The sequence below is a fragment of the Brevundimonas sp. genome, from assembly GCF_003248455.1.
GTDB lineage: Bacteria > Pseudomonadota > Alphaproteobacteria > Caulobacterales > Caulobacteraceae > Brevundimonas.
In genome coordinates, this window is sequence record NZ_QFNM01000046.1 from 1 (window position 1) to 19,964 (window position 19,964).

Here is a 19,964-nt window from a genome sequence, read left to right on the forward strand (position 1 = left end):
GACGACGATGTTGCCGCGCGGACGGTCCATCTTCAGGATGGCGAAGGGCTGTTCCTTGCCCATCAGCGGGCCGACGTCGCGCACCGGGCGGATGTCGACCTGCGAGCCGGGCAGGAAGGCCGAGGCGCCGCCCAGATCGACGGTGAAGCCGCCTTTGACGCGGCCGACGATGGCGCCGTTGACCGGCTGGCCTTCGGCGAACACCACTTCCAGACGGGTCCAGGCTTCTTCGCGACGGGCCTTGTCGCGGCTGATGACGGCTTCGCCCAGGGCGTTCTCGACGCGCTCCAGGTAGACCTCGACGTTGTCGCCGACCTTGGGCAGCTTGCCGTCTTCGCCCTGGCCGAATTCGCGCATGGCGATGCGGCCTTCGGTCTTCAGACCGACGTCGATGATGACGATGTCTTTTTCGATGCCGACGACGCGGCCGTGGACGACCTGGCCTTCGCCGAAGTCGCGGCCCTGGAGCTGTTCGTCGAGCAGGGCGGCGAAATCGTCGCGGGTGGGGGTGAGGGTGTCAGTCATGGAGCGGTGAAGCTTCCTGTAGGGGCTATGGCGCGTGACCGGACGGTCCTCGCGCGGGGTGAAACCAAGGGATAGGCAGGTCATCAGGATGCGAGGGCGTTCAGAACGACCAGGACGCCCGCGGAAGCCGAGGGTCGGCGCGTTGGATTTGCGATGGCGGCCTCAAAGACCGTGTTTCGCGCGCGCCGCCTCGACGATACGGCGGGCCGCATCGAAGGCGGCCTCTATACCCATGTCGGTCGTATCCAGCAAGACCGCGTCTTCGGCCTGGGCCATCGGCGCGGCCCCGCGCCCGGCGTCGCGGTCGTCGCGCCGCTTGATATCGGCCAGCATGTCCTCGAACGATATGCCGATCCCGCGCGCGGTCAGCTGTTTCCAGCGCCGCGCGGCGCGCACGTCCGGGGCGGCGGTGACGAACAGCTTGGCCTGGGCGTCCGGCGCGATCACCGTGCCGATGTCGCGCCCGTCCAGCACCGCGCCCCCCGCCTGGGCCGCGAACCTTTGCTGCAAGTCCAGCAGGGCCGCGCGGACGCCGGGATGCCCGGCGACGCGGCTGGCCGCCTCGCCCGCCTCGCCCGTGGTCAGGCCGGGGTCGTCGGACAGACCCGACGCGTCCAGCCCGCGCGCCGCCTCGGTCGCCGCCGCCTCGTCGTCCAGCGACCGGCCCTGCGCCAGCAGCCGCGCGCCCACGGCCCGGTACAGCAGCCCCGTGTCCAGATGCGGCAGGCCATAGGTCCGGGCCAGCCGCGCGGCGATGGTGCCCTTGCCCGAGGCGGCCGGGCCGTCGACGGCGATGATCAAGCTCATGCGATCCGTCCGCCCAGGCCGTTCATCATCTCCACGAAGCCGGGAAAGCTGGTGGCGATCATGCCCGGCTCGTCGACCGACACCGGCTGTTCGGCGGCCAGGCCCAGGACCAGATGGCTCATGGCGATCCGGTGGTCGTGGGCCGTGTGGACGATCGCGCCGCCCTTCACCGGGCCGCCCGTCACGACGAAGCCCTCCGGCTCCTCCTCGACCTGGACGCCGCAGGCGCGAAGCCCTGCGACCATCAGGGCGATCCGGTCGCTTTCCTTGACCCGCATCTCGCCCACGCCGCGCATGACGGTCGCGCCGTCCGCAAAGGCGGCCGTCGCCGCCAGGATCGGATATTCGTCGATCATGGAGGCCGCCCGCGCCTCGGGCGCCACCACGCCCTTCAGGGCGGAATGGCGGGCGGTGATGTCGCCCACGTCCTCGCCCCCGGCCTGACGCCGGTTCGTGATCGTCAGATCGGCGCCCATCTCGAGCCAGGTGTCGAACAGGCCGGTGCGCAGGGGGTTCAGCATCACCCCCTCGACCGTCACCGCCGAACCCGGCGTGATCAGCGCCGCCGCCAGCGGAAAGGCGGCGGAAGACGGATCGCCGGGCACGGCGACGGCCGTCCCCGTCAGGGCCTGCCCGCCCTCGAGCGTGACCGTCCAGCCCTCGCCCCGGTCCTGCACCCGCACCTCGGCGCCGAAGGCGCGCAGCATCCTTTCGGTGTGATCCCGGCTCTTTTCCGGCTCGACCACCGTGGTCGCGCCTTCGGCGTTCAGCCCCGCCAGCAGGATGGCCGACTTGACCTGGGCCGAGGCGACCGTCTGCACATAGTCGATCGCCCTCAGCCCCCCGCCGGTCAGGGCGACCGGCAGCCGGTCCTCGGCCGTCGGCCAGCCGAACCGCGCGCCCATTTCGGCCAGGGGCCCCGTCACCCGTTTCATCGGCCGCTTCCTCAGCGAGGCGTCGCCGTCGAAGGTCGCCGTCAGCGGATAGCCGGCCGCCGCTCCCATCAGCAGCCGCACGCCGGTGCCGGCGTTGCCGCAGTCGATCACGGCCTGAGGGGTCGTGAACCCGCCCGCCCCCTCGATCCGCCATGTCCCCTCCCCGGTGCGCTGGACCTTGGCGCCGAACGCCTCGACCGCCCGGGCGGTGGCCAGGACGTCGTCGCCCTCCAGCAGACCCTCGACATCGGTGGTCCCCGAGGCCATTCCGCCCAGGATCATCGCCCGGTGCGACATCGACTTGTCGCCGGGCGCGCGGACCTGTCCCGCCAGGGCGGAGGAACGGCTTGCGGTCAGTTGGGAAGGCATATTCACCCGCTTCAGGCTGCATTGGCGAAAGGGCCGCGCGGGCGGCGCGAAAGATCGCTTTTGACAGCGGCCCTAAGGGGTGGCAAGGGACCGCCCCGAATTCAACCCGTTGAAAGCATCCAACCGTGGCCAATCCCGAACTGGGCGCCAAGCAGGTCTGCCCCAACTGCCAGGCGAAATTCTACGACCTGAACCGCCGCCCGGCCCATTGCCCCAAATGCGGCGCGGACTTCGATCCCGAAGAAGCGCTGAAGCTGCGCAGCCGTCGCGCGCGTCCCGGCTATCCGGCCGACGACGAGGAGACGGAAGATCAGGTCAAGGCCAAGTCGGCGGACGCCGACGACGAGGAGGAGGATGGCGAAGCCTCCACCCCCGAGATCGACGAGGAAGGCCACGAGCCGATCCTGACTCCCGACGACGACGACGATTCCCCCGCCGACGCCTCGGAAGAGCCGGGCATGGGATCGACGGACGGCGACGACGACGATCTGCTGGCCGACGACGATGACGACTCCGTGCCCTTCATCGAGGACGAGGACGACGACTCCATCGACGACGAGATCGCCAAGCCGTCGCGCGACGACGACTGATTTCCCGTTGCCCCGCCGCGTTTCCCGACAGGAGAGGCGCGGCGGGACGGCCGTTTTTTCAGCCGTTCGGGTTTGAAAAACCTGCGTATTTTCACTGTTGGGAACGCGGTGAAAATAAATCTCGAAACGGGCTTGATCGCAGAAAAGCCCTGACATAGTTTCCGCCGCCTCGCCGGGGGCCATCGCAAGATGAACCGGGCGGACCAGACCGACAGGTCCGGGGCTTTAGCTCAGTTGGTAGAGCGCTTGCATGGCATGCAAGAGGTCAGCGGTTCGACTCCGCTAAGCTCCACCATCAGCCTCCCTCTTCCATCGGCGCGACCGAGGAAGAGGGAGACTGGCCATCCTTTTTCAGACATCCGATCATCTCGTCGCTGCGGCCGTCGCCGTGCGTCGGCGGAACCTTGGCCGTTCCATCGCGCTCTCCTGCTGCAACCCTCTTCAGCCAGGAGAACGACGATGAGCGAGATCAAGGAAGGCATGGAGGTCATCGGCGCCGACGGCGTCCATGTCGGCACGGTGGACCGCCTGGACGGCGACCGCATCAAGCTGACGCGGCGCGACGGCGGCGGCGCCCACGGCGACCACCACCACTATATCGAAAAGGGCTTCGTCGCCGGCGTCGAAGGCGACAAGGTGCGTCTGTCGGCCAACGCCGACGTCGCCGTCACCCTGGAGGAGGAAAAGTCCGGCAAGCCGGTCGATCTCTGAACGGCTCGGCGGCGGCGTTCAGAACAGCGCCGCCGCCAGATTGACCGTAAGCGCCAACACGACGGCGTTGAAGAACCAGGCGATGAGGCAGTGCAGCGTGGCCAGGGCGCGAAGCCGGCGGCTGGAGATCTGCACATCGGCCGTCTGGTTCGCCACGCCGATGATCAGGCTGAAATGCAGGAAGTCCCAGTAGTCGGCCTCTTCCTCGCCCGGAAACATCAGCCCGCCCTGGTCGCCCCGCCCCTTCGCCTTGGGCGCGTAGAAACCGTGGGCGTAGTGCAGGGCGAAGATGACGTGGACGTACAGCCACGACAGACCCACCGTCAGGATCGAGAAGCCGGCCTGGGCCGGGGACGGCTTGCCCCCGTTCATCATGACCAGGACCAGCACGACGATGCTGGCGAGCGCCGCCGCCAGGCTAAGCGGCAGAACCATCTTGCCGGCCTGGTCCATCTCGGCCGCCCGTCGCCGGATGGCGGCCTGCGAGCGCGAGCGCAGGATGTGAACGAAGCTGACGACCAGAAAGGCCGCCACGCCCGCGTCCCAGCCCGCCGCCAGCCTCAGCGCCGCCCCGGCCGAGGCCGGCATCGCCAGGGCCACGCCCGCCAGCACCGCCAGCCCCAGCCAGAGCGAGAAATGCAGACGGAACACGCGCGTGAAAAAGCCCATGCCCAGAGATCGCCCATTTGCGGACGCGCGTCCACAGGTCGCATGGGCGGCCGCCCGAACACCGCATCGGCGAGGCGTCGCCGCAGGCCGGAGCCAGTTACAGGGGCGTCAGTTCCGCGCGGTCGGCGCCATGCCGGGCCGACAGCCGCATCGGCCGGCCGCGCACCCACAGCCGCTCGATCTCGATCGCCCGCCACCCCGCCGGAAGCACGACGGGCCGGCGCGGCCAGGCCTGGGGATCGCCGTCGTCGACGACCACGCCCGTCAGGCCCAGCATGAGACCCAGCAGCATCCCACCGAGATTGGCGAAGAAGGGCCCGGCCGCGACCTGGCTGTCCGGGTGGTCGGGCCGGTATTCGAGACACTGGTGGAAGCGCCCCCGGTCATAGGCCGCATAGCCTTGCTCGAAGAGGCGCAGCGCCAGGTCGCGGTCCCCCGCCATCGCCGCCCAGGTCGTATAGAGGGCCGGAAACATCGGCGCCCCGACATAGGCCTCCCAATGCTTCAGATAGAATTCCAGCGTCCGCCGCCGCTCCTCGATCGGAGAGGGATGGTCATAGGGAAAGAACCCGGCCAGCGGCGAAGGGGTGGCTCCCTTCGGCTCCGAGACCCTGAAGCCGTCGTGGGCGGCGATGACGCCGTCCGACCGGATGGGAAGATACAGGCTCTCGGCGGCCTGCGCCCATTCCGGCGGCGGCGTCCGGCCGATCTGCTCGGCCGCCCGAACGGCCCGGCGCAGGATCTGCTTGGCCGCCATGACCGTGAAGGCGTCGTTGTCGGGGGGATCGGGCACCTCCGCCGGTCCGGTGGAGCGTTTGATCTCGAGACCGCGATCGGTGCGGGTCGCGCGGCTGACGATCCAATCGGCCACGCCGGACAGCACCGGCCAGGCGTCCTCCTTCAAAAAGGCCTCGTCCCCCGTGGCGTCGGCGTACAGGGCGAAGGCGCGCGCCGTGTGCAGCGAGCCGTGATCCTCGTGCGCGGCGCTGTCGCCCGCCCCCGGCGCGGCCTCCTGCCCCGACAACGGCGCCGCCTCCCACGGAAACTGCACGCCCTCGCGCCCCGACAGCCGCGCATTGGATCGGGCCGCCTCCAGCCCGCGTCGCCTGAAGTCCAGCATGGCCAGGGCCGCGTTCGGCTGCGACAGGATCAGGGGCGGCACGCAGAAGGCGTCCACGTCCCACATCACATGCCCGTAGTAGTAGTGATAGTCGTGCCAGGTCGCGAGACCGAAGATGGAGGTCGCCGACGGCGAGGCGGCGTGGGTGGAACAGTTCAGATAGTAGAAGGCGGCGTCGATCAGGGCCTGGTGGGCGGGCGAGGCGCCCTCGACGACGATCCGGCCGCGCCAGAGTTCGGCCCATTCCGCCCGATTGCGGGCGCGCAGTTCGTCGAAGCCGGTGGCCTTGGCGCGCGCCACGCGGCGCACCGCTTCCTCGTCGGGGCGGTCATGAACGATGGACGGCACGGCGGCGACGATCTGGCGGAGCCGCACGCTCCGATCGGATCGGGCGCGAACCCGGTATTCGCTTCGCAGCGGGCCGGCCGCGTCCCAGGCCTGGACCGAAGGCTCGGCGTCGCCCCCTCCGTCCAACGCCGTGACCAAGGCTAAGCCGCACTGGCTCATCCCGCCTTCGGACTCCCACAGCAGCGACCCGTCGCACACAGGTTCGGGCTCGCCCGGCGTATCCGTGCGGCGGCGCGCGACCCGCCCTCTCAAGCCCCCGGTCTCGACGATGGCCCGTAGACCGACGTCGCAGGGCGCCGAGGGGCGAACCTCCACCTCCTGCAACACGACCGACGGCGCCGTGCGGCTTGCGAAGGTGACGACGGCGACGTCGGCGGCGACCCCGGCCGCCTCATAGCGGAAAAGGCTTGTGAGTTCGCCGGCGGCGAAATCGTATCGCTGCACGAGCTGGGACACCGATGACGGCTGATCGCTCAGCCAGACGCCCTTCAGCGCCAGGTCGCCGGCCAGCGGATAGGGCGCCGGGGCCGCCGCCTCCAACCGTCGCTCGGGGTGTTCGGCGGCGAAGCCGTTGATGATCGCCATGCCCGGCTGCAACGGCTGCTCGCGAACACGCAGGCCGATGAGCCCGTTGGCGATGTAGGCCGGCAGGTCGCCGTCGCGAGGGCCCGCCTCTTCCGGCGGGTTGATCGGAAGGGACGCCGGCCTAACCACGAGAACGCCGCGAAAGACCTTTGGAGACCAGGAAGGCCGGAGCGATCCGGCCGGAAGCGTAGCGTCTCATCGAACTCTCCGCATCGGTCGAACAAAGATATCGGCGAGCGCCCGCAGCCTTCCGCCGTCGCCGCATCAATGCGCGATGCAGACGGAAGTTTCTGGCGCGCAAGGCAAGACTTCGTTGTAATCTCTGCGGCAGGCCTCCAACGTTTCGGCCGCATCCGCAAGCGTCAGGAACCAGTGAGCGTTCAGGCGCTCGGCCCTGAAGCGGTCGTTGAAGGCCTCGATGAAGGCGTTGTCCGACGGGCGGCGACACAAAAAATATTTCGGGTTGTGTACTTGCAAATCTAGGCGGGTGTAGCCCGCCGGGTTTGCGAGCTTTGGCTTGACGCCGGGGGCGTTTTGGGGCCTTGGCACCGCATCAGATCTGACCGTAGGCCGAAATGAACGACGCAGTTGATCCCGTAGACATCGCAATCGGCGGACGCATCCGCGCGCGTCGAGAGGAACTTCGCATCACCCAGGCGCAGCTGGCCGCCGGCGCGGGCGTGACCTTCCAGCAGATCCAGAAGTACGAACGGGGCGTCAATCGCGTCTCGGCGGCGCGCCTTCTGCAGATCGCTTCGGTTCTGAAATCGACCGGCGCCGCCCTGCTGGGCGAACTGGAGACGGCGGAGGGAGACGAGCTTGCGCTGGCCGCCCCGGGCGTCGCTGAACTGCTGGCCGCCTTCCGCGGCATTCAGGACCCCGCTCAGCGCGACGCCCTGCTGACCGTCGCCAAAGGACTGCACGGCTGATCGCCCGCCGTCCTTTGGATCGCCCAAGTCAGACCCGGGCGCGACGCAGCAGGCGTTCCACCGGCTGGCCTTCGGCTTCGTTCGTCGACTGATCGGCCAGCCAGCGCTGGACAGCGGCGACGGCGCGCAAATCCAGCCCGTCCGAACGGCCGGCGTCGCCCATGTTCTGGCGCACGACTTCCAGCATGCAGGCCGCCTCGGCCGCGTTGGCGGGCGTGTGGTTGAGCAGGCGCAGCTCGGCCTCCACCATCGGCCCCAGGTCCAATTCGACCAGCAGGTTTTCGGGGCTGCCCGAAACGCCGACCTTTTCGGCCATGGCGGCGGTGTCGAACCACGAGCGGAAAAGAGGCAGGAAGCCTTCGAGGGGTTCGGTGATCATGGTTCAAATCCTTTGAGTGCGAACGCCGCCGGGCTTGGCCCGCAGCGGTGAATGAGAGCGGGCGTAGGGCGCGGAACGCGCCTCCCACACCCCGAAGATCGCCAGCAGCATGATCTCGACCCAGACGGTCATGCGCGCGGTGACGATGGACCAGGTCAGGGCGCCGGGACCGACCAGCGAGGACAGATGGGTGATGAAGGCCAACAGCTGGGCGCCGGCGGCCATCAGCAGCCACCAGCGATCGTAGCGAAGGGCCAGTCGGACCAGCAGGATCAGCAGACCGAGCGAGATCGCCGCGACCGCCCATCGAAACTGGCCGATGACCAGATGATCGACCCAGATCGACAGAAGCTGGGCCAGGAACAGGCCCAAGGCGGCTTCGCGTTCCGGCCGGCGGCCCTTCCAGACCAGCAGACACAAGGCGACGACCGTCAGGCCCGTGCCGAATATCCAGAGCGGCGAAGGCACTCGGCCGCGTCCGATCAGGCGGCCAGCTTGACGATGTCTAGGCGGGCGGTCGGCTTGGGATCGGTCTTGGATTCGCCCATCCCTTCCATGCGCCAGCCGATGCCGTGGTCGTCGGCGACCGTCGCCAGCTCGGCATGGCCGGCGACGACGCTGGCGCGCACCGTGGCCAGTTGGCCCAGGCCCGCGATGATGTGTTCGATGGCCGCCTGGCCCACCTCGGCGGCCAGGCGGCTTTCGACCCGGCCTTCCAGCGAGGTCTGAACCAGGCGGCAAACCTCGATCATGGCCTGGTCAATCGCGTGTTCCGCCGTGCGGACCTGTCGTGCGACCCTGACCCCAACCTGCATATTCTTCATTTGGTCCGATCCTTCAGAATGATGTCCGCGTCAGCGGGTCCACTCGGGAGCGATCCGGTCGAACAGGGAGGGAACCACCATGCCTGCCGTCACGATCCCGATGGCGAGCAGCAGGGCGACGACGGCGGCGGCGGTCATGATCCCCAGCCGCGGGCCGATCCCGCGGGGCGGGGGCGGCAGCAGCCAGGACGCAGGGACATCGGCGCTATCGTCGATCGACTGTTCGACCGACGCCGGATCAACAGGCCCGGTTTCGACGGGTTCGGACATGAGTATCGACGCCTCTGAGTAGGCGCTACCCAGCCTGCGCGCAGCCAGCTTGCGGTCCGAGACGCCCAACTTGGCGTAGGCGTGATGCAGATGGTTTCCGACGGTGCGCGGCGAGATGCCGAGACGCGCAGCGATCTCCTTGTCCTCCAGGCCTTGGCCGGCCAAGTGGACGCACTCGCTTTCTCTCGTCGTCAGGCTGTCAGGCATCCGATCCCCTCCGGCCCTCTTTACCGTATTTCCGGCAGGTGTCAGCCGCCTAGGCACGGCATGCGCAACGCAATGAAGCAGGACCATCGTCAGATCACTTGAAGATATAAGCATATCTTTATATGTCTGACCCGCTGACACTGACAGGAGCCTCTCTTGGCCGCTCGTTCCTCCTTCCTCTTCACCTCGGAAAGCGTTTCCGAAGGGCATCCCGACAAGGTCGCGGATCGGATTTCGGACACCGTCGTCGACGCCTTCCTGGCCAAGGACCCCGAGGCCCGCGTGGCGTGCGAGACCCTGGTCACGACCCAGCGCATCGTCCTGGCCGGCGAGGTCCGGGCGACCCAGCCTGGAAACACCAGGGAACAGAACGAAGCCTTCACCCAGAGCATCATCGACAGCCTGGAGCCGCTGGTTCGCGCCGCGGTCAAGGATATCGGTTACGAGCAGGACGGCTTCCACTGGGAAACTGCGGAATACGCCTGCCACCTGCACGCCCAGTCGGCCGACATCGCCGTCGGCGTCGATTCGACCAACGAGAAGGACGAGGGCGCGGGCGACCAGGGGATCATGTTCGGCTACGCCTCCAACGAGACGCCCGAACTGATGCCGGCGACGCTGCAGTACAGCCACAACATCCTCAAGCGCCTGGCCGAGGTTCGCCACGCCGGCGGTTCGCAGCTGGAGCCGGACGCCAAGAGCCAGGTCACCATCGAGTACGAGGACGGCAAGCCCAAGCGCGCCGCCTCCATCGTTCTGTCGACCCAGCACGCCAAGGGGCTGAGCTCGGAACAGGTCGCCGAGATCGTGAAGCCCTACATCCTCGACGTGCTGCCGGACGGCTTCACCGACGAGAACACCGTCTGGCACATCAACCCGACCGGCATCTTCGAGATCGGCGGGCCGGATGGCGACGCCGGCCTGACCGGGCGCAAGATCATCGTCGACACCTATGGCGGAGCGGCCCCGCATGGCGGCGGCGCCTTCTCGGGCAAGGATCCGACCAAGGTGGACCGTTCGGCCGCCTACGCCTGCCGCTACCTGGCCAAGAACGTGGTCGCCGCCGGTCTCGCGGACCGCTGCACGATCCAGATTTCCTACGCCATCGGCGTGGCCAAGCCCCAGTCGATCCACGTCGACCTGCACGGCACGGGCAAGATCGCCGAAGCGGTGCTGGAGGACAAGATCCTGGACCTGATCGGCGGCGCGACGCCGCGCGCGATCCGCCAGCACCTGGGCCTGAACAAGCCGATCTACGCCCGCACCACCGCCTATGGCCACTTCGGCCGCGCGCCCGACGCCGATGGCGGTTTCAGCTGGGAAAAGACCGACCTGGTCGAAAAGCTGAAGGCCCTGGCCTGAAACCCGTCAGGCGGCCTGGTCGTCGAGGATCAGGCCGCGCACGCCGGTCAGATTGGCTTCGGTCAGGTCGATCTGGCGGGTCTGGGCGCCGTGCAGGATCGCCCGGCCCAGGTCGGCCCCGGCCAGCACCGCCCGCTTTAGGTCCGCGCCCGACAGGTCCGCGCCGCGCAGCACGGCCCCGGTCAGATCGGCCGGCATCAGACGGTCCGCCGCGATCAGAAGCGGCCCCAGTTGCGCCTCTCGCAGATCCGCGCCGTTCAGGCGCGCCCCGCGCAAACGGGCGCCGCGCAGGTCGGCGCGACGCAGCCGGGCCGAGCGCAAATCCGCGTTCTCCAGCTGGGCGCCCTGAAGTTGCACCCCCTCCATGTCCAGGCCGTAGAAGACCGCGCCCCTGGCCGACAGGGCCGTCAGGTTCAGTCCGGTGATGGATTTCAGCGGGCGCAGATCGACCCCGTCGAACACGGACGGCTGGCCCGCGACGCCGCCGGTCTCGCACCAGCGGGCGTGTTCGCGCAGCATTTCGGCGGCCGGCATCCGATCGACGGATTCACAGGCCGAACGCTTGTCCGTCAGCGCGCCCTGCATGTCCGCCCCGTCGGCGCGCCACAGGGTGGTCTTGCAGCCCACCAGGATGGCGTCGCGAAGATCGGCGCCCGACAGGTCGGCCCCCGACAGGTCGGCCCCGGCCAGGTCCGCGCCGCGGAAGTCGGCCTGTTTCAGATTGGCCCGCACCAATTTGCAGTCCTTCATCACTGCGCCGGAGAAGTCGGCCTTCATGGCGATGACGCCCGACATCTTCGAGCGCTGAAGATTGGCGCCGGCCAGACAGGCGCCGCTGGCCTCCGTCTCGTCGCGATGGCGCGGCTCGATGACCTTGAAGCCCAGCTTGGCGTCGGCGGCGGCGATCGTGCCTTCGCGCAGGTCCGCCTCGAACATGTCGGCGCCCGACAGGTCCGCGCCCCGCAGGCAGGCGCCACGCAGATCGGCCCGCCGCAGGCTGGCCTCGGCCAGGATGGCGTCCTGCATGTCCGCGCCGAAGAAGTTGGCGTTGTCCAGCTTGGCGCCGGTCAGGTCGCAGCCCTCCAGGCAGGCGGCGGCGAAGTCGGCGTCCGCCAGGTTGCGCCCCTTCAGGCTGAGGCCCGACAGGTCCATCCAGGCGAAGACCGCGCGGGCGCCGCCGGGGCGGGCCTGGAACAGGCGGTCATGCCGGGCGCAGACCACGTCCAGCTCCGCCTGTGTCAGGCGTCGTCTCACGATGGGTTCCGCAGCCAGGGCCATCGGATCAGCTTAGGACGTTTCGCTTAAGAAAGCCTTGAACGACAGACGCTTGTCTCGACCGGACGTCCGGCCTCAGCGCGTCAGGAGCCCCTGCTCGGCCAGGGCGTCGGCCAGTTCGCCGGGGCCGGTCCACAGGCGGGTATAGCCCGCCTCGCCCAGCCGCTTCAGCTCCGTGACCAGATCGGCCTTGGGCGAGGCGACGAAACGCCCGTCGAAGCCCTCGCCGTCCTGGCTGACCCGCACCATCGGGCGGCCGGTTTCCAGCCGGTGCAGAAAGCCTTCGCACAGGGCCTCGCCCTCTTCGCACATCAGGCCGGTCTCGACCGCCAGCCCCTGGGCGCGCAGGCGTTCGGTGCCGCGTCCGGCGGCGAAGGGCGAGGGGTCCAGGCAGGCGATGACCACGCGCGCAACTCCGGCCTCGGTCAGGAAATGGGCGCAGGACTTGCGGCCCGACGACCGCGCCCCGCACGGCTCCAGCGTGACATAGACGGTCGCGCCGACCACGTCGGGACCGGCCGCCGGCACGGCCTGCTCCTCCGCGTGGGGCCGGCCGCCCGGCGCGGTCGCGGCCTGGGCGACGACGCGGCCGTCCTTGACGATGACGCAGCCGACGGCGGGGTTAGGCCAGGTCTCGCCCATACGGCCCCGCGCCAATTCGATGGCCTGGGCCATGAAGCCGCGGTCGGCGTCGCTCCAGCTCATGACGCTTCGGGCAGGGCTTCGGCCCGATCCGCATCCAGATAGCGGGCGGCTGTCGGCTTCAGCGCCGCGTCCAGGTCGATCTCCAGCGGATTACCGGTCGGAATCTCGACGCCGACGATCTTGTCGTCCGGCACATCGAACAGAAGCTTGACGATAGCGCGCAGGGAGTTGCCGTGGGCGGCGATCAGCACGTCCTCGCCGGCCTTCAGGCGCGGGGCGATCTCGGCGTCCCAATAGGGTTTCACCCGGTCCAGCGTGGTCTTCAGGCTCTCGGTGTCAGGGATGGCCTTGCCGGCGTAGCGGGGGTCGGCGTTGAAATCGAACTCGCCGCCCGGCGCCAGCGGCGGCGGCGGCACGTCATAGCTGCGGCGCCAGATCTTGACCTGGTCCTCGCCATGCTTCTCGGCCGTCTCGGCCTTGTTCAGCCCCGTCAGCCCGCCGTAGTGGCGCTCGTTCAGGCGCCAGTCCTCGATCACGGGGATGTCCTTCAGGCCGGCCGACTCCAGGGCCAGGGCGCCGGTGCGCTTGGCGCGCGTCAGGACCGAGGTGAACATAACCGCCGGCTTGAACCCTGCCTGGGCGATCAGTTCGCCGCCCCGACGCGCCTGGGCCTCGCCCTCCGCCGTCAGGTCCACGTCGACCCAGCCGGTGAAGCGGTTTTCGAGGTTCCACTGGCTCTGGCCGTGGCGAAGCAGGATCAGGCGCGGCATTCGGTCGTCCTTGGGTCGTTCCGGGGCGGTCGGTCCCCTGCGGGGTAGGCCGCCGTCAGAAGTCGGTCAAGGTTCGCCGGCGCCGCGCGAACGGTCGCGCGGTTCTTGTCGCCGTCGCCGCGCGGGCGTAACCAGGAGCCATGTCCGACCGCACCTTCTTCGCCCTGGCCTTCGGCGCCGCCGCCGTCATGATCGCGGTCGCCTTCGTCTGGCCCTAGGCGGCTCCGGTCTGGATCAGAACAGGATCTTGCGCAGATTGATGCGGAAGACGCGGCCCTGCGGGTCCAGATAGTCGGACTGATAGTTGACCGGGGTCGATCCGTCGCTGCTGGTGACGGACACGCGGTCGTCGAAGATGTTCTGAATCCCGAAGCCGATGCGCGCGCCCTTCAGGATCGGGAAACGCTCGACCCAGGACGCGCGCTGGGTCAGATCCGCGAAGGCGAAGATGTTGACCGTCGTGCGGCCCGAGAAGTCCAGATCGGGCGAATCCACAGCGTCGCCATTCACCGTCGTGCCCGAGCGCCAATTGGCGTTGACGAAGGCGCCCAGGCCGTTCCTGAACAGTCCGGTCTGCAACTGGACCTCGTGACGCGACTGGCCGCCCGATCCCGAGATGGAATCGCCGTCCAGCAGGTCCAGCGGCGCCAGGCCGTCGCGGATCGTCACCTCGTCCTGGACGCGCCAGGTATGGGTCAGCGACAGGTTGAACATCCCCTGCCCCGGCTGCATTCCCGGTCCGCGCGAACCGCGCAGCCGGCCGCCGGGGCCGCCAGGTCCGCCCGGGCCAGGCCCCATCACCATCACGCCGCCGCCGGGCCGACCGCCGGGGCCGCTCGCCGCCGCTGGCGCGCTGGGTTGGCCGAACGGGCGCGAGAAGTTGAAGCCCCACTGAACGTCCTGCTGCTCGCGCTTGAAGAAGTTCAGCGGGCGGGCGTCGATGGACAGCAGATCGCCGTCGGCGTCGCGCACGAACCGATCCGGCAGGGCGGCCTCCAGATCCGGCGTGATGGCGGGGAAGCTGGCGATCTCGTTGTCCGCCTCGGTGCGGGTATAGGCCAGGTTCAGGCGGAAGTCCTTGTCCGACACCGGCTGCCAGTTGACGCCCAGCTTCAGGATACGGCGATCCTCGGCCTTCAAATTGGGATCGCCGCCGGTGATCTGGGTGATTTCGACGGTCTGGCCGGTGTTGAAGTCGAAGACCGGCGTATTGGGCGTGGCGACCGTCGGATCGTTCAACTGCTGGACCGTGGGGGCCTTGCCTTCGTCCGAATAGTTGGCCGACAGCGCCAGCCGCTGGACCGGCGACCAATTCAGCCCCGCGCCCACCGTCGAGACGCCGCCGAAATCGGACAGCTCCTGATAGGCCAGGTTCAGATTGGCCGACAGATCGCCGATCTTGGGCAGGACGCCGCGTTCGACGCTGGAGATGGGCAGGTCGAAGTTGGCCTGGACGCTGCCCTGGTCGCGCGATTGGGACCGGTCGGTCGAGACGCCCGAACGCACGCTTTCGGAATCCAGCGATTGACGGCCCGCGCCGACCTTGAAGGTCGAGGTCGCTTCGCCCGCCGGCAGTTCAAATGGGCGACCATTCAGCACCAGTTCGGCGCTCAGGGTCTGGGCCGTCGAATGGGCGGTGTCGCGCGCCCGTTCGGTCACGCGGCCGTCGATGTCGGCGAACGGATTGACGCTCGGGTCGTTGGCCGTGATCGCCGCCTGCAGGGCCGTGGCGTCCAGGCCGCGACCCGTCGAGGTGTCGGTCCGCACGCGGCTGTAGTCCCCCGTGGCGGTCCAGCGCCAGTCGCCGACATACCCGTCGAACACCGTGCCCAGGCCGATGGTGCGGGTGTCGGTCTGGCGTGTCAGGGCGTCGGGCCGGTCGACGTAACGATAGAGCAGGACGTCGTCGCCGAACGGCGAGAAGGGATTGGCGTCCGGCAGGGTCAGGGTGACGCCGGGCAAGCCCAGATAGCTGAAGCTGCTGGCGTCTTCGATGCTGCCGCTGAGGGTCATGCCGACCTTGTCGTTCAGGTCGTGCTTGTAGGTTCCGGCGATGGAGGCCTGATCGGTCTGGGGCGACAGGGTGCGGTAGGCGTTCAAATCGCCGGTGTTGGCCACCCCCGCAGTCGAGAGAAAGTCGGACAGGGTCGTCGCCCCGCCCGCCGCGGCGGCAGGCACGCCCGCGACGACGACGCTCGATCCCGCCAAGGCCGAAAGGGCCGGGTCGATCTGACCGCCGTTCAGGCCGCCGATGTTGCCGCGAAGATCGAACAGGGCGCCGGCGTCGGCGCGATCGATGTCGCGCTCGGTCTCGAACAGGGTGTTGGCGGTCGTGCCGTTGATGTCCAGCGACCAGCGGTCCGCCCCAGCGATGCGCAGGACGTTGTTCTCGCTGGTGGTGGTCGTGCGACCGCCCTGTTCCGGCCGACTGACGTTGACCGAGGCGGTCAGCGACTTGAAGTCGGCCTTCAGCACGATGTTCACCACCCGCTGGTTGGCGCTGTAGCCATAGGACAGGGCGGTCTCTTCCGGCAGGATGTCGAAGCGTTCAATGGCCTCGGGCGGAATGCCGCGGATTTCCCGGAAGCCGGAGATGCGCCGGCCGTTGACCAGGAAGACCGGCGAGCCGCCCCGCGCGCTGCGGGTCTGGGCCTCCAGCAGCGTCACCAGTTCGCCGATGTTGGTCGCGCCGAACGCCTGGATCTGGGCGGTGTCGTAGGAGACGATCGGCTCCTGTCCGCCCAGGGCCACGCCGCGACGCGCCGCCGTGACCTCGACGTCGGGCAGGACGACCGTCGGCGTATCCTGCTGGGATTGGGGCGAGGCGGCCGATTGAACCGGCGTCGGTTCGGCGGCGGGCTGGACGGCGGCGGCGGGGGCCAGCGCAAGAAGCAGAAGCGCGGTCTGGGTCATGGAACGATGGTCCGGGAGAAGATTTCAGACCTCCGTGGGACGTGACAAACGTGGCCGGAAAACGACCGAATTCATGAAGTTTCAGAAAGCGTTGCCGGCTTTCAACACCGTCGAAAAAGCCGCGACGGAATGGGCGATCAGCCGCGTTGAACTGAGTTGGCGCGCGCCCTGCGGGTGATCGCGGCCGCCTTGCGGACAAGAACGGCGCATCCAACCCGAGAGACGGCGCGCGAAGACTCCGCGTTGACCGTCCGCGGGCTTTCCGCTATAGGCCCGCCCTCTTGAGATTTCCGCGCCGTGGACGTGTGCTCCGCGGCGTTTTCCGTTCGAAGGTTTGACATGGCCAACAACCCCGGCGCCCGCAAGGCGATCGCGCGTCCGCACCTATCTGCGCAAGTTCCAGGAAGCCCTGGCCGGCGGCGACGCCGCGGTGGCCAAGGCGGCCTTCGTCGAGGCCCAGTCCGAACTGATGCGCGCCGTCTCCAAGGGCGTCGTTCACAAGAACACCGGCTCGCGCAAGGTGTCGCGCCTGGCCGCCCAGCTGAAGAAGCTGTCGGCCGCCTGAGCCGAAATTAATCCTACCGCGAACGGAACAGCTGTCGCTGTTTCGTTACGGGATTGCCAAGCGATTACAACGGCGAAGAAGCATCTGCTTCTTCGCCGTTTCGCGTTCCGGCGCTAAGCCACGAAAACCAGATCCGAGGTCGGCGAGCGGCGATCCGTCGAAAATTCCAAGCAGGATCAGGGTTTGACGGAGTCAAACAATTTAACTGCGAATCGACCAACGAATCAGCGTTGACCCACCCGGCTCTCGGCGTAAGTTTTGGCCTCTAACGCACTTCCATCCCAATACGGATGAAGACGGCGCGGGGCTTATGTTTCGCGTCGGCGGGAGATGTCTGTCCAGGAGTTCGGGCCCCGTCCGAAAAGCATCGCTTTTCGGCGCAGGAGAAGTCGTCCCTGAACCATCGCCCTGAAGCGCGAAAGGTCGGATTGGTTTGAACTGGGCGGGCAAGATGGTTGGGGGCGCAACGGCTATGACGGGCGGAACGAAGACGTCGGGACTGACGGACCCGGACCGCATCTGGAGCGAGGCCTCGGTGCGTCTGCGCGCCGAGATCGGCGACGGCCCCTTCTCGTCCTACATCGCCCCTTCGGCCGTGCGCCTGGACAACGCCGGGCATCTGATCCTGGTCACGCCCACCGCCTATGCCCGCGACTGGGTGCGCAAGAACGCCCTGCGCCGCATGAACGAGCTGTGGCTGGGCCTGGACGGCCTGTCGCGCCGGCTGGAAGTCCGCTGCCGCGCCGAGGTGGGATCGGCCCCGCCGGCTTCGGCGCTTGCGGCCGGAAACGTGGTGGACGCCGCGCCGCGTCTGGCCGCCTTCGCGACGCCCGCTCCGGTGGGAGCCGTCTCGATCAGCGCCGACGGCGCCCGCGCCGTGCGCGCCGCCGGCCTTCAGGACCGGCTGACCTTCGACAGCTTCGTCGAGGGCCAGGGCAACGCCTTCGCCCTGGCCATCGCCAAACAGGTGGCCAGCTGGGCGGACGGCCACTTCAACCCGGTCTTTTTCTGCGGCCCCTACGGCTACGGCAAGACCCACCTGTTGAACGCCATCGCCTGGGAGGCTCAGCGCCTTCGGCCCCAGGCCAAGGTGGTCTATCTGACCGCCGAACGCTTCCTGTCGACCTTCGTCAAGGCGATGCAGGACCGCTCGACCGCCGCCTTCAAGGAAAGCCTGCGCTCGGCCGACATGCTGCTGCTGGACGACGTGCAGTTCGTGGGCGGCAAGACCTCGACCCAGGAAGAACTGCTGTCGACCCTGACGGCCCTGATCGAGGACGGCAAACGGATCGTCTTCTCGGCCGACCGTGCGCCGATGGCCTTGACCGAGGTCGAGCCGCGCCTGCGCAGCCACCTCGCCGCCGGCCTGACCTGCCCGGTCGAGGCGGGCGACCGCGAACTCAAGATCGCCGTGGCCCGGAACCGCCTGAAGGCCCTGTCGGCCCTGGGCGTCGTCCAGGGCGAGGCCGCGCCCGAGGTGCTGGCCCAGCTGGTGGACCGCACGCCGGGCTCGATGCGCGAGCTCGAGGGCGCCGTGAACACCCTGGCCGCCGCGGCCGGCTCGCGCCTGTCGTCGGTGTCGGTGGACGAGGCCTCGACCCTGCTGGGGGCCGCCCTGCGAGGAGGCCCCGAGCGTCGCATCACGGTCGACGAGATTCAGAAGACGGTCGCCGACCACTTCAACATGAAACAGGCCGACCTGCTGAGCGAGCGCCGCACCCGTTCGGTCGCCCGCCCGCGCCAGATCGCCATGTATCTGTGCAAACAGCACACGACCCGGTCCTATCCCGACATCGGCCGCCGCTTCGGCGGACGCGACCACACCACGGTCCTGCACGGCGTGCGCAAGATCGAGGAGTTGATGCCCCAGGACGACCAGATCGCCCGCGACGTCGAGGCCCTGACCCGCAAGCTGCGAGGTTGATTTCGGGTGGCGAGTGGTTAGGGGCGGGTGCCGAGCGAGGAGAACACTCTCGTCCTGCCGAATGGCCCCCAATATCCACTTGCTGCTCGTCACTAACCACTCGCCACTTCCTTGCAGCCCGCGCCCAATCCGCTAGTGTCCCAGGTCACTTAACCGCGACCTGTCCGAGTCGGTCGCGCCGGGCGAGACGACATGCAACTGACCATCGAACGATCCGCGCTCCTGAAGGCCCTGGGCCATGTGCAGAGCGTCGTCGAACGTCGAAACACCATTCCCATCCTGTCCAACGTCCTGCTGAGCGCGGGCCGCGACCGTCTGGCCTTCGCGGCCACCGACCTGGACATGGAGATGGTGGACGAGGCCGAGGCCCAGGTTCAGGTCGAGGGCCAGATCACGGCGCCCGCCCACACCCTGTACGAAATCGTGCGCAAGCTGCCGGAAGGCGCCGAGGTCTCGCTGCTCTATTCGGGCGACGATCCTCGCCTGGTCGTCTCGGCCGGACGGTCGCGATTCAACCTGCCGGTCCTGCCGGCGGGCGACTTCCCCGTCATGACCACCGACAGCGCCGGCGCCGCCTATGTCCTGCCCAAGGAGGACCTGGCCCGGCTGATCGACAAGACCCGGTTCGCCGTCTCGACCGAGGAAACCCGCTACTATCTGAACGGCCTTTATCTGCACACGGTCGCCGAACAGGGCATCCCCCTGCTGCGCGCCGTGGCGACCGACGGCCACCGCCTGGCCCTGGCCGAGACCCCGGCGCCCGAGGGTGCGGCCGGCGGCCCCGGCGTCATCGTGCCGAGAAAGACCGTGGATCAGGTCCGCCGCCTGCTGGACGACGCCGGCGGCCCGGTGGAAGTCACCGTCTCGGCCCAAAAGATCCGCTTCCAGATGGGCGAGGCCAGCCTGACCTCGAAGGTCATCGACGGCGCCTTTCCCGACTATCTGCGCGTCATCCCGCGCGGCAACGACAAACAGGCCGATATCGACAACGCCCTGTTCGCCAAGGCCGTCGACCGCGTCGCCACCATCTCGGCCGAGAAGAGCCGGTCGGTCAAACTGGCCTTCGACAACGACCGCGTGAAGCTGACCGTGCGCAACATGGAAGCCGGCCAGGCCGAGGAAGAGGTCGAGATCGGCTATTCCGACGAACCGTTCGAGATCGGCTTCAACGCCCGCTATCTGCTGGACGTCGCCGGCCAGATCACCGGCGAAAACGCCGCCTTCCGCTTCGCCGACCCGGCC

At 68.5% G+C, this 19,964-nt stretch carries 19 protein-coding genes, 1 tRNA gene and 2 pseudogenes; 8 read left to right on the forward strand and 14 right to left on the reverse strand.

The features are described 5' to 3' along the window. From DI624_RS14550 to aroA, 3 genes are all read right to left on the reverse strand, one after another. Positions 1–525 (reverse strand): S1 RNA-binding domain-containing protein (locus DI624_RS14550; protein WP_291539923.1); only part of this gene is annotated, 525 nt, incomplete at its 3' end. Between the two features lie 162 nt (positions 526–687). Beyond that, positions 688–1,332 (reverse strand): (d)CMP kinase, encoded by a 645-nt coding sequence (gene cmk, locus DI624_RS14555; RefSeq protein ID WP_291539925.1) that lies wholly within the window; start codon positions 1,330–1,332, stop codon positions 688–690. After that, complete coding sequence (gene aroA / locus DI624_RS14560) at positions 1,329–2,636, reverse strand: 3-phosphoshikimate 1-carboxyvinyltransferase (protein WP_291539927.1); 1,308 nt, start codon at positions 2,634–2,636, stop codon at positions 1,329–1,331. The genes cmk and aroA overlap by 4 nt, the downstream gene beginning before the upstream one ends. Positions 2,637–2,761: 125 nt before the next feature. Between aroA and DI624_RS14565 the strand changes: the two genes are divergently transcribed. From DI624_RS14565 to DI624_RS14575, 3 genes are all read left to right on the forward strand, one after another. Then, the gene (locus DI624_RS14565) at positions 2,762–3,226 is read left to right on the forward strand and encodes a TIGR02300 family protein (RefSeq protein ID WP_291539929.1); all 465 of its coding nucleotides are present in this window, start codon (positions 2,762–2,764) and stop codon (positions 3,224–3,226) included. Positions 3,227–3,445: 219 nt separating this feature from the next. After that, positions 3,446–3,521, forward strand: a tRNA-Ala gene (locus tag DI624_RS14570). Positions 3,522–3,685: 164 nt separating this feature from the next. After that, a complete protein-coding gene (locus DI624_RS14575; RefSeq protein WP_291539931.1) occupies positions 3,686–3,937 on the forward strand; it encodes a DUF2171 domain-containing protein in 252 nt (83 codons plus the stop codon). An 18-nt stretch (positions 3,938–3,955) separates the two neighbouring features. Here DI624_RS14575 and DI624_RS14580 read toward each other — a convergent pair whose 3' ends face one another. From DI624_RS14580 to DI624_RS14590, 3 genes and pseudogenes are all read right to left on the reverse strand, one after another. After that, complete coding sequence (locus DI624_RS14580; protein WP_291539933.1) at positions 3,956–4,606, reverse strand: DUF1345 domain-containing protein; 651 nt, start codon at positions 4,604–4,606, stop codon at positions 3,956–3,958. A gap of 97 nt (positions 4,607–4,703) precedes the next feature. Beyond that, positions 4,704–6,788, reverse strand: a complete 2,085-nt coding sequence (locus tag DI624_RS14585) for a glycoside hydrolase family 65 protein (RefSeq protein WP_291539935.1) — start codon at positions 6,786–6,788, stop codon at positions 4,704–4,706. 180 nt (positions 6,789–6,968) lie between these two features. Beyond that, positions 6,969–7,100 (reverse strand): annotated as a pseudogene (locus tag DI624_RS14590) (integrase core domain-containing protein); the annotation flags it as partial. 134 nt (positions 7,101–7,234) lie between these two features. On the opposite strand from DI624_RS14590, the gene DI624_RS14595 reads away from it, so the two are divergent. Then, a complete protein-coding gene (locus DI624_RS14595) occupies positions 7,235–7,588 on the forward strand; it encodes a helix-turn-helix domain-containing protein (protein WP_291539937.1) in 354 nt (117 codons plus the stop codon). Positions 7,589–7,616: 28 nt separating this feature from the next. Here the strand turns inward: DI624_RS14595 and DI624_RS14600 are convergent, their stop codons facing one another. Genes DI624_RS14600 through DI624_RS14615 form a run of 4 tightly spaced genes read right to left on the reverse strand, consistent with a single transcriptional unit; the run spans position 7,617 to position 9,268 of the window. Continuing rightward, on the reverse strand, positions 7,617–7,967 hold the full coding sequence (locus DI624_RS14600; protein WP_291539939.1) for a hypothetical protein: 351 nt from the start codon (positions 7,965–7,967) through the stop codon (positions 7,617–7,619). A gap of 3 nt (positions 7,968–7,970) precedes the next feature. Continuing rightward, positions 7,971–8,435: a hypothetical protein gene (locus DI624_RS14605; protein WP_291539941.1), complete on the reverse strand. Its 465-nt coding sequence runs from the start codon at positions 8,433–8,435 to the stop codon at positions 7,971–7,973. A gap of 14 nt (positions 8,436–8,449) precedes the next feature. Next, on the reverse strand, positions 8,450–8,791 hold the full coding sequence (locus tag DI624_RS14610) for a hypothetical protein (RefSeq protein WP_291539943.1): 342 nt from the start codon (positions 8,789–8,791) through the stop codon (positions 8,450–8,452). 30 nt (positions 8,792–8,821) lie between these two features. Further along, positions 8,822–9,268 (reverse strand): helix-turn-helix transcriptional regulator, encoded by a 447-nt coding sequence (locus DI624_RS14615; protein ID WP_291539946.1) that lies wholly within the window; start codon positions 9,266–9,268, stop codon positions 8,822–8,824. Positions 9,269–9,424: 156 nt separating this feature from the next. Between DI624_RS14615 and metK the strand changes: the two genes are divergently transcribed. After that, the gene (gene metK / locus DI624_RS14620; RefSeq protein WP_291539948.1) at positions 9,425–10,630 is read left to right on the forward strand and encodes a methionine adenosyltransferase; all 1,206 of its coding nucleotides are present in this window, start codon (positions 9,425–9,427) and stop codon (positions 10,628–10,630) included. 6 nt (positions 10,631–10,636) lie between these two features. Here metK and DI624_RS14625 read toward each other — a convergent pair whose 3' ends face one another. The 4 genes from DI624_RS14625 to DI624_RS14640 all read right to left on the reverse strand — a co-directional run bounded on the left by DI624_RS14625 (position 10,637) and on the right by DI624_RS14640 (position 16,233). After that, a complete protein-coding gene (locus DI624_RS14625) occupies positions 10,637–11,908 on the reverse strand; it encodes a pentapeptide repeat-containing protein (RefSeq protein ID WP_291539950.1) in 1,272 nt (423 codons plus the stop codon). 72 nt (positions 11,909–11,980) lie between these two features. Beyond that, positions 11,981–12,610, reverse strand: coding sequence for a bifunctional diaminohydroxyphosphoribosylaminopyrimidine deaminase/5-amino-6-(5-phosphoribosylamino)uracil reductase RibD (locus DI624_RS14630; RefSeq protein WP_291539952.1), 630 nt, complete (start codon positions 12,608–12,610; stop codon positions 11,981–11,983). After that, positions 12,607–13,320, reverse strand: a complete 714-nt coding sequence (gene gpmA, locus DI624_RS14635) for a 2,3-diphosphoglycerate-dependent phosphoglycerate mutase (protein WP_291539954.1) — start codon at positions 13,318–13,320, stop codon at positions 12,607–12,609. Before gpmA ends, DI624_RS14630 begins: the two co-directional genes overlap by 4 nt. A 234-nt stretch (positions 13,321–13,554) precedes the next feature. Continuing rightward, a complete protein-coding gene (locus DI624_RS14640; RefSeq protein WP_291539955.1) occupies positions 13,555–16,233 on the reverse strand; it encodes a TonB-dependent receptor in 2,679 nt (892 codons plus the stop codon). 361 nt (positions 16,234–16,594) lie between these two features. Between DI624_RS14640 and rpsT the strand changes: the two are divergent. The 3 genes and pseudogenes from rpsT to dnaN form a co-directional block, all read left to right on the forward strand. Next, positions 16,595–16,798, forward strand: a pseudogene (gene rpsT, locus DI624_RS14645) (30S ribosomal protein S20); the annotation flags it as partial. A 472-nt stretch (positions 16,799–17,270) separates the two neighbouring features. After that, entirely contained in the window at positions 17,271–18,722 is a 1,452-nt protein-coding gene (dnaA, locus tag DI624_RS14650) for a chromosomal replication initiator protein DnaA (protein WP_291539957.1), read from the forward strand. Between the two features lie 192 nt (positions 18,723–18,914). Next, positions 18,915–19,964: DNA polymerase III subunit beta (gene dnaN, locus DI624_RS14655; RefSeq protein ID WP_291539959.1), on the forward strand; the 1,050-nt coding region annotated here is incomplete at its 3' end.

Excerpts from the sequence above, each read along its gene's own strand:
- DI624_RS14595 (WP_291539937.1), top strand. The coding sequence starts at position 7,235 with ATGAACGACGCAGTTGATCCCGTAGACATCGCAATCGGCGGACGCATC.
- DI624_RS14630 (WP_291539952.1), bottom strand. The coding sequence starts at position 12,610 with ATGAGCTGGAGCGACGCCGACCGCGGCTTCATGGCCCAGGCCATCGAA.
- DI624_RS14610 (WP_291539943.1), bottom strand. The coding sequence starts at position 8,791 with ATGAAGAATATGCAGGTTGGGGTCAGGGTCGCACGACAGGTCCGCACG.
- aroA (WP_291539927.1), bottom strand. The coding sequence starts at position 2,636 with ATGCCTTCCCAACTGACCGCAAGCCGTTCCTCCGCCCTGGCGGGACAG.
- DI624_RS14625 (WP_291539950.1), bottom strand. The coding sequence starts at position 11,908 with ATGGCCCTGGCTGCGGAACCCATCGTGAGACGACGCCTGACACAGGCG.
- DI624_RS14600 (WP_291539939.1), bottom strand. The coding sequence starts at position 7,967 with ATGATCACCGAACCCCTCGAAGGCTTCCTGCCTCTTTTCCGCTCGTGG.
- DI624_RS14580 (WP_291539933.1), bottom strand. The coding sequence starts at position 4,606 with ATGGGCTTTTTCACGCGCGTGTTCCGTCTGCATTTCTCGCTCTGGCTG.
- DI624_RS14575 (WP_291539931.1), top strand. The coding sequence starts at position 3,686 with ATGAGCGAGATCAAGGAAGGCATGGAGGTCATCGGCGCCGACGGCGTC.
- DI624_RS14615 (WP_291539946.1), bottom strand. The coding sequence starts at position 9,268 with ATGCCTGACAGCCTGACGACGAGAGAAAGCGAGTGCGTCCACTTGGCC.
- DI624_RS14640 (WP_291539955.1), bottom strand. The coding sequence starts at position 16,233 with ATGACCCAGACCGCGCTTCTGCTTCTTGCGCTGGCCCCCGCCGCCGCC.
- gpmA (WP_291539954.1), bottom strand. The coding sequence starts at position 13,320 with ATGCCGCGCCTGATCCTGCTTCGCCACGGCCAGAGCCAGTGGAACCTC.
- cmk (WP_291539925.1), bottom strand. The coding sequence starts at position 1,332 with ATGAGCTTGATCATCGCCGTCGACGGCCCGGCCGCCTCGGGCAAGGGC.
- dnaA (WP_291539957.1), top strand. The coding sequence starts at position 17,271 with ATGACGGGCGGAACGAAGACGTCGGGACTGACGGACCCGGACCGCATC.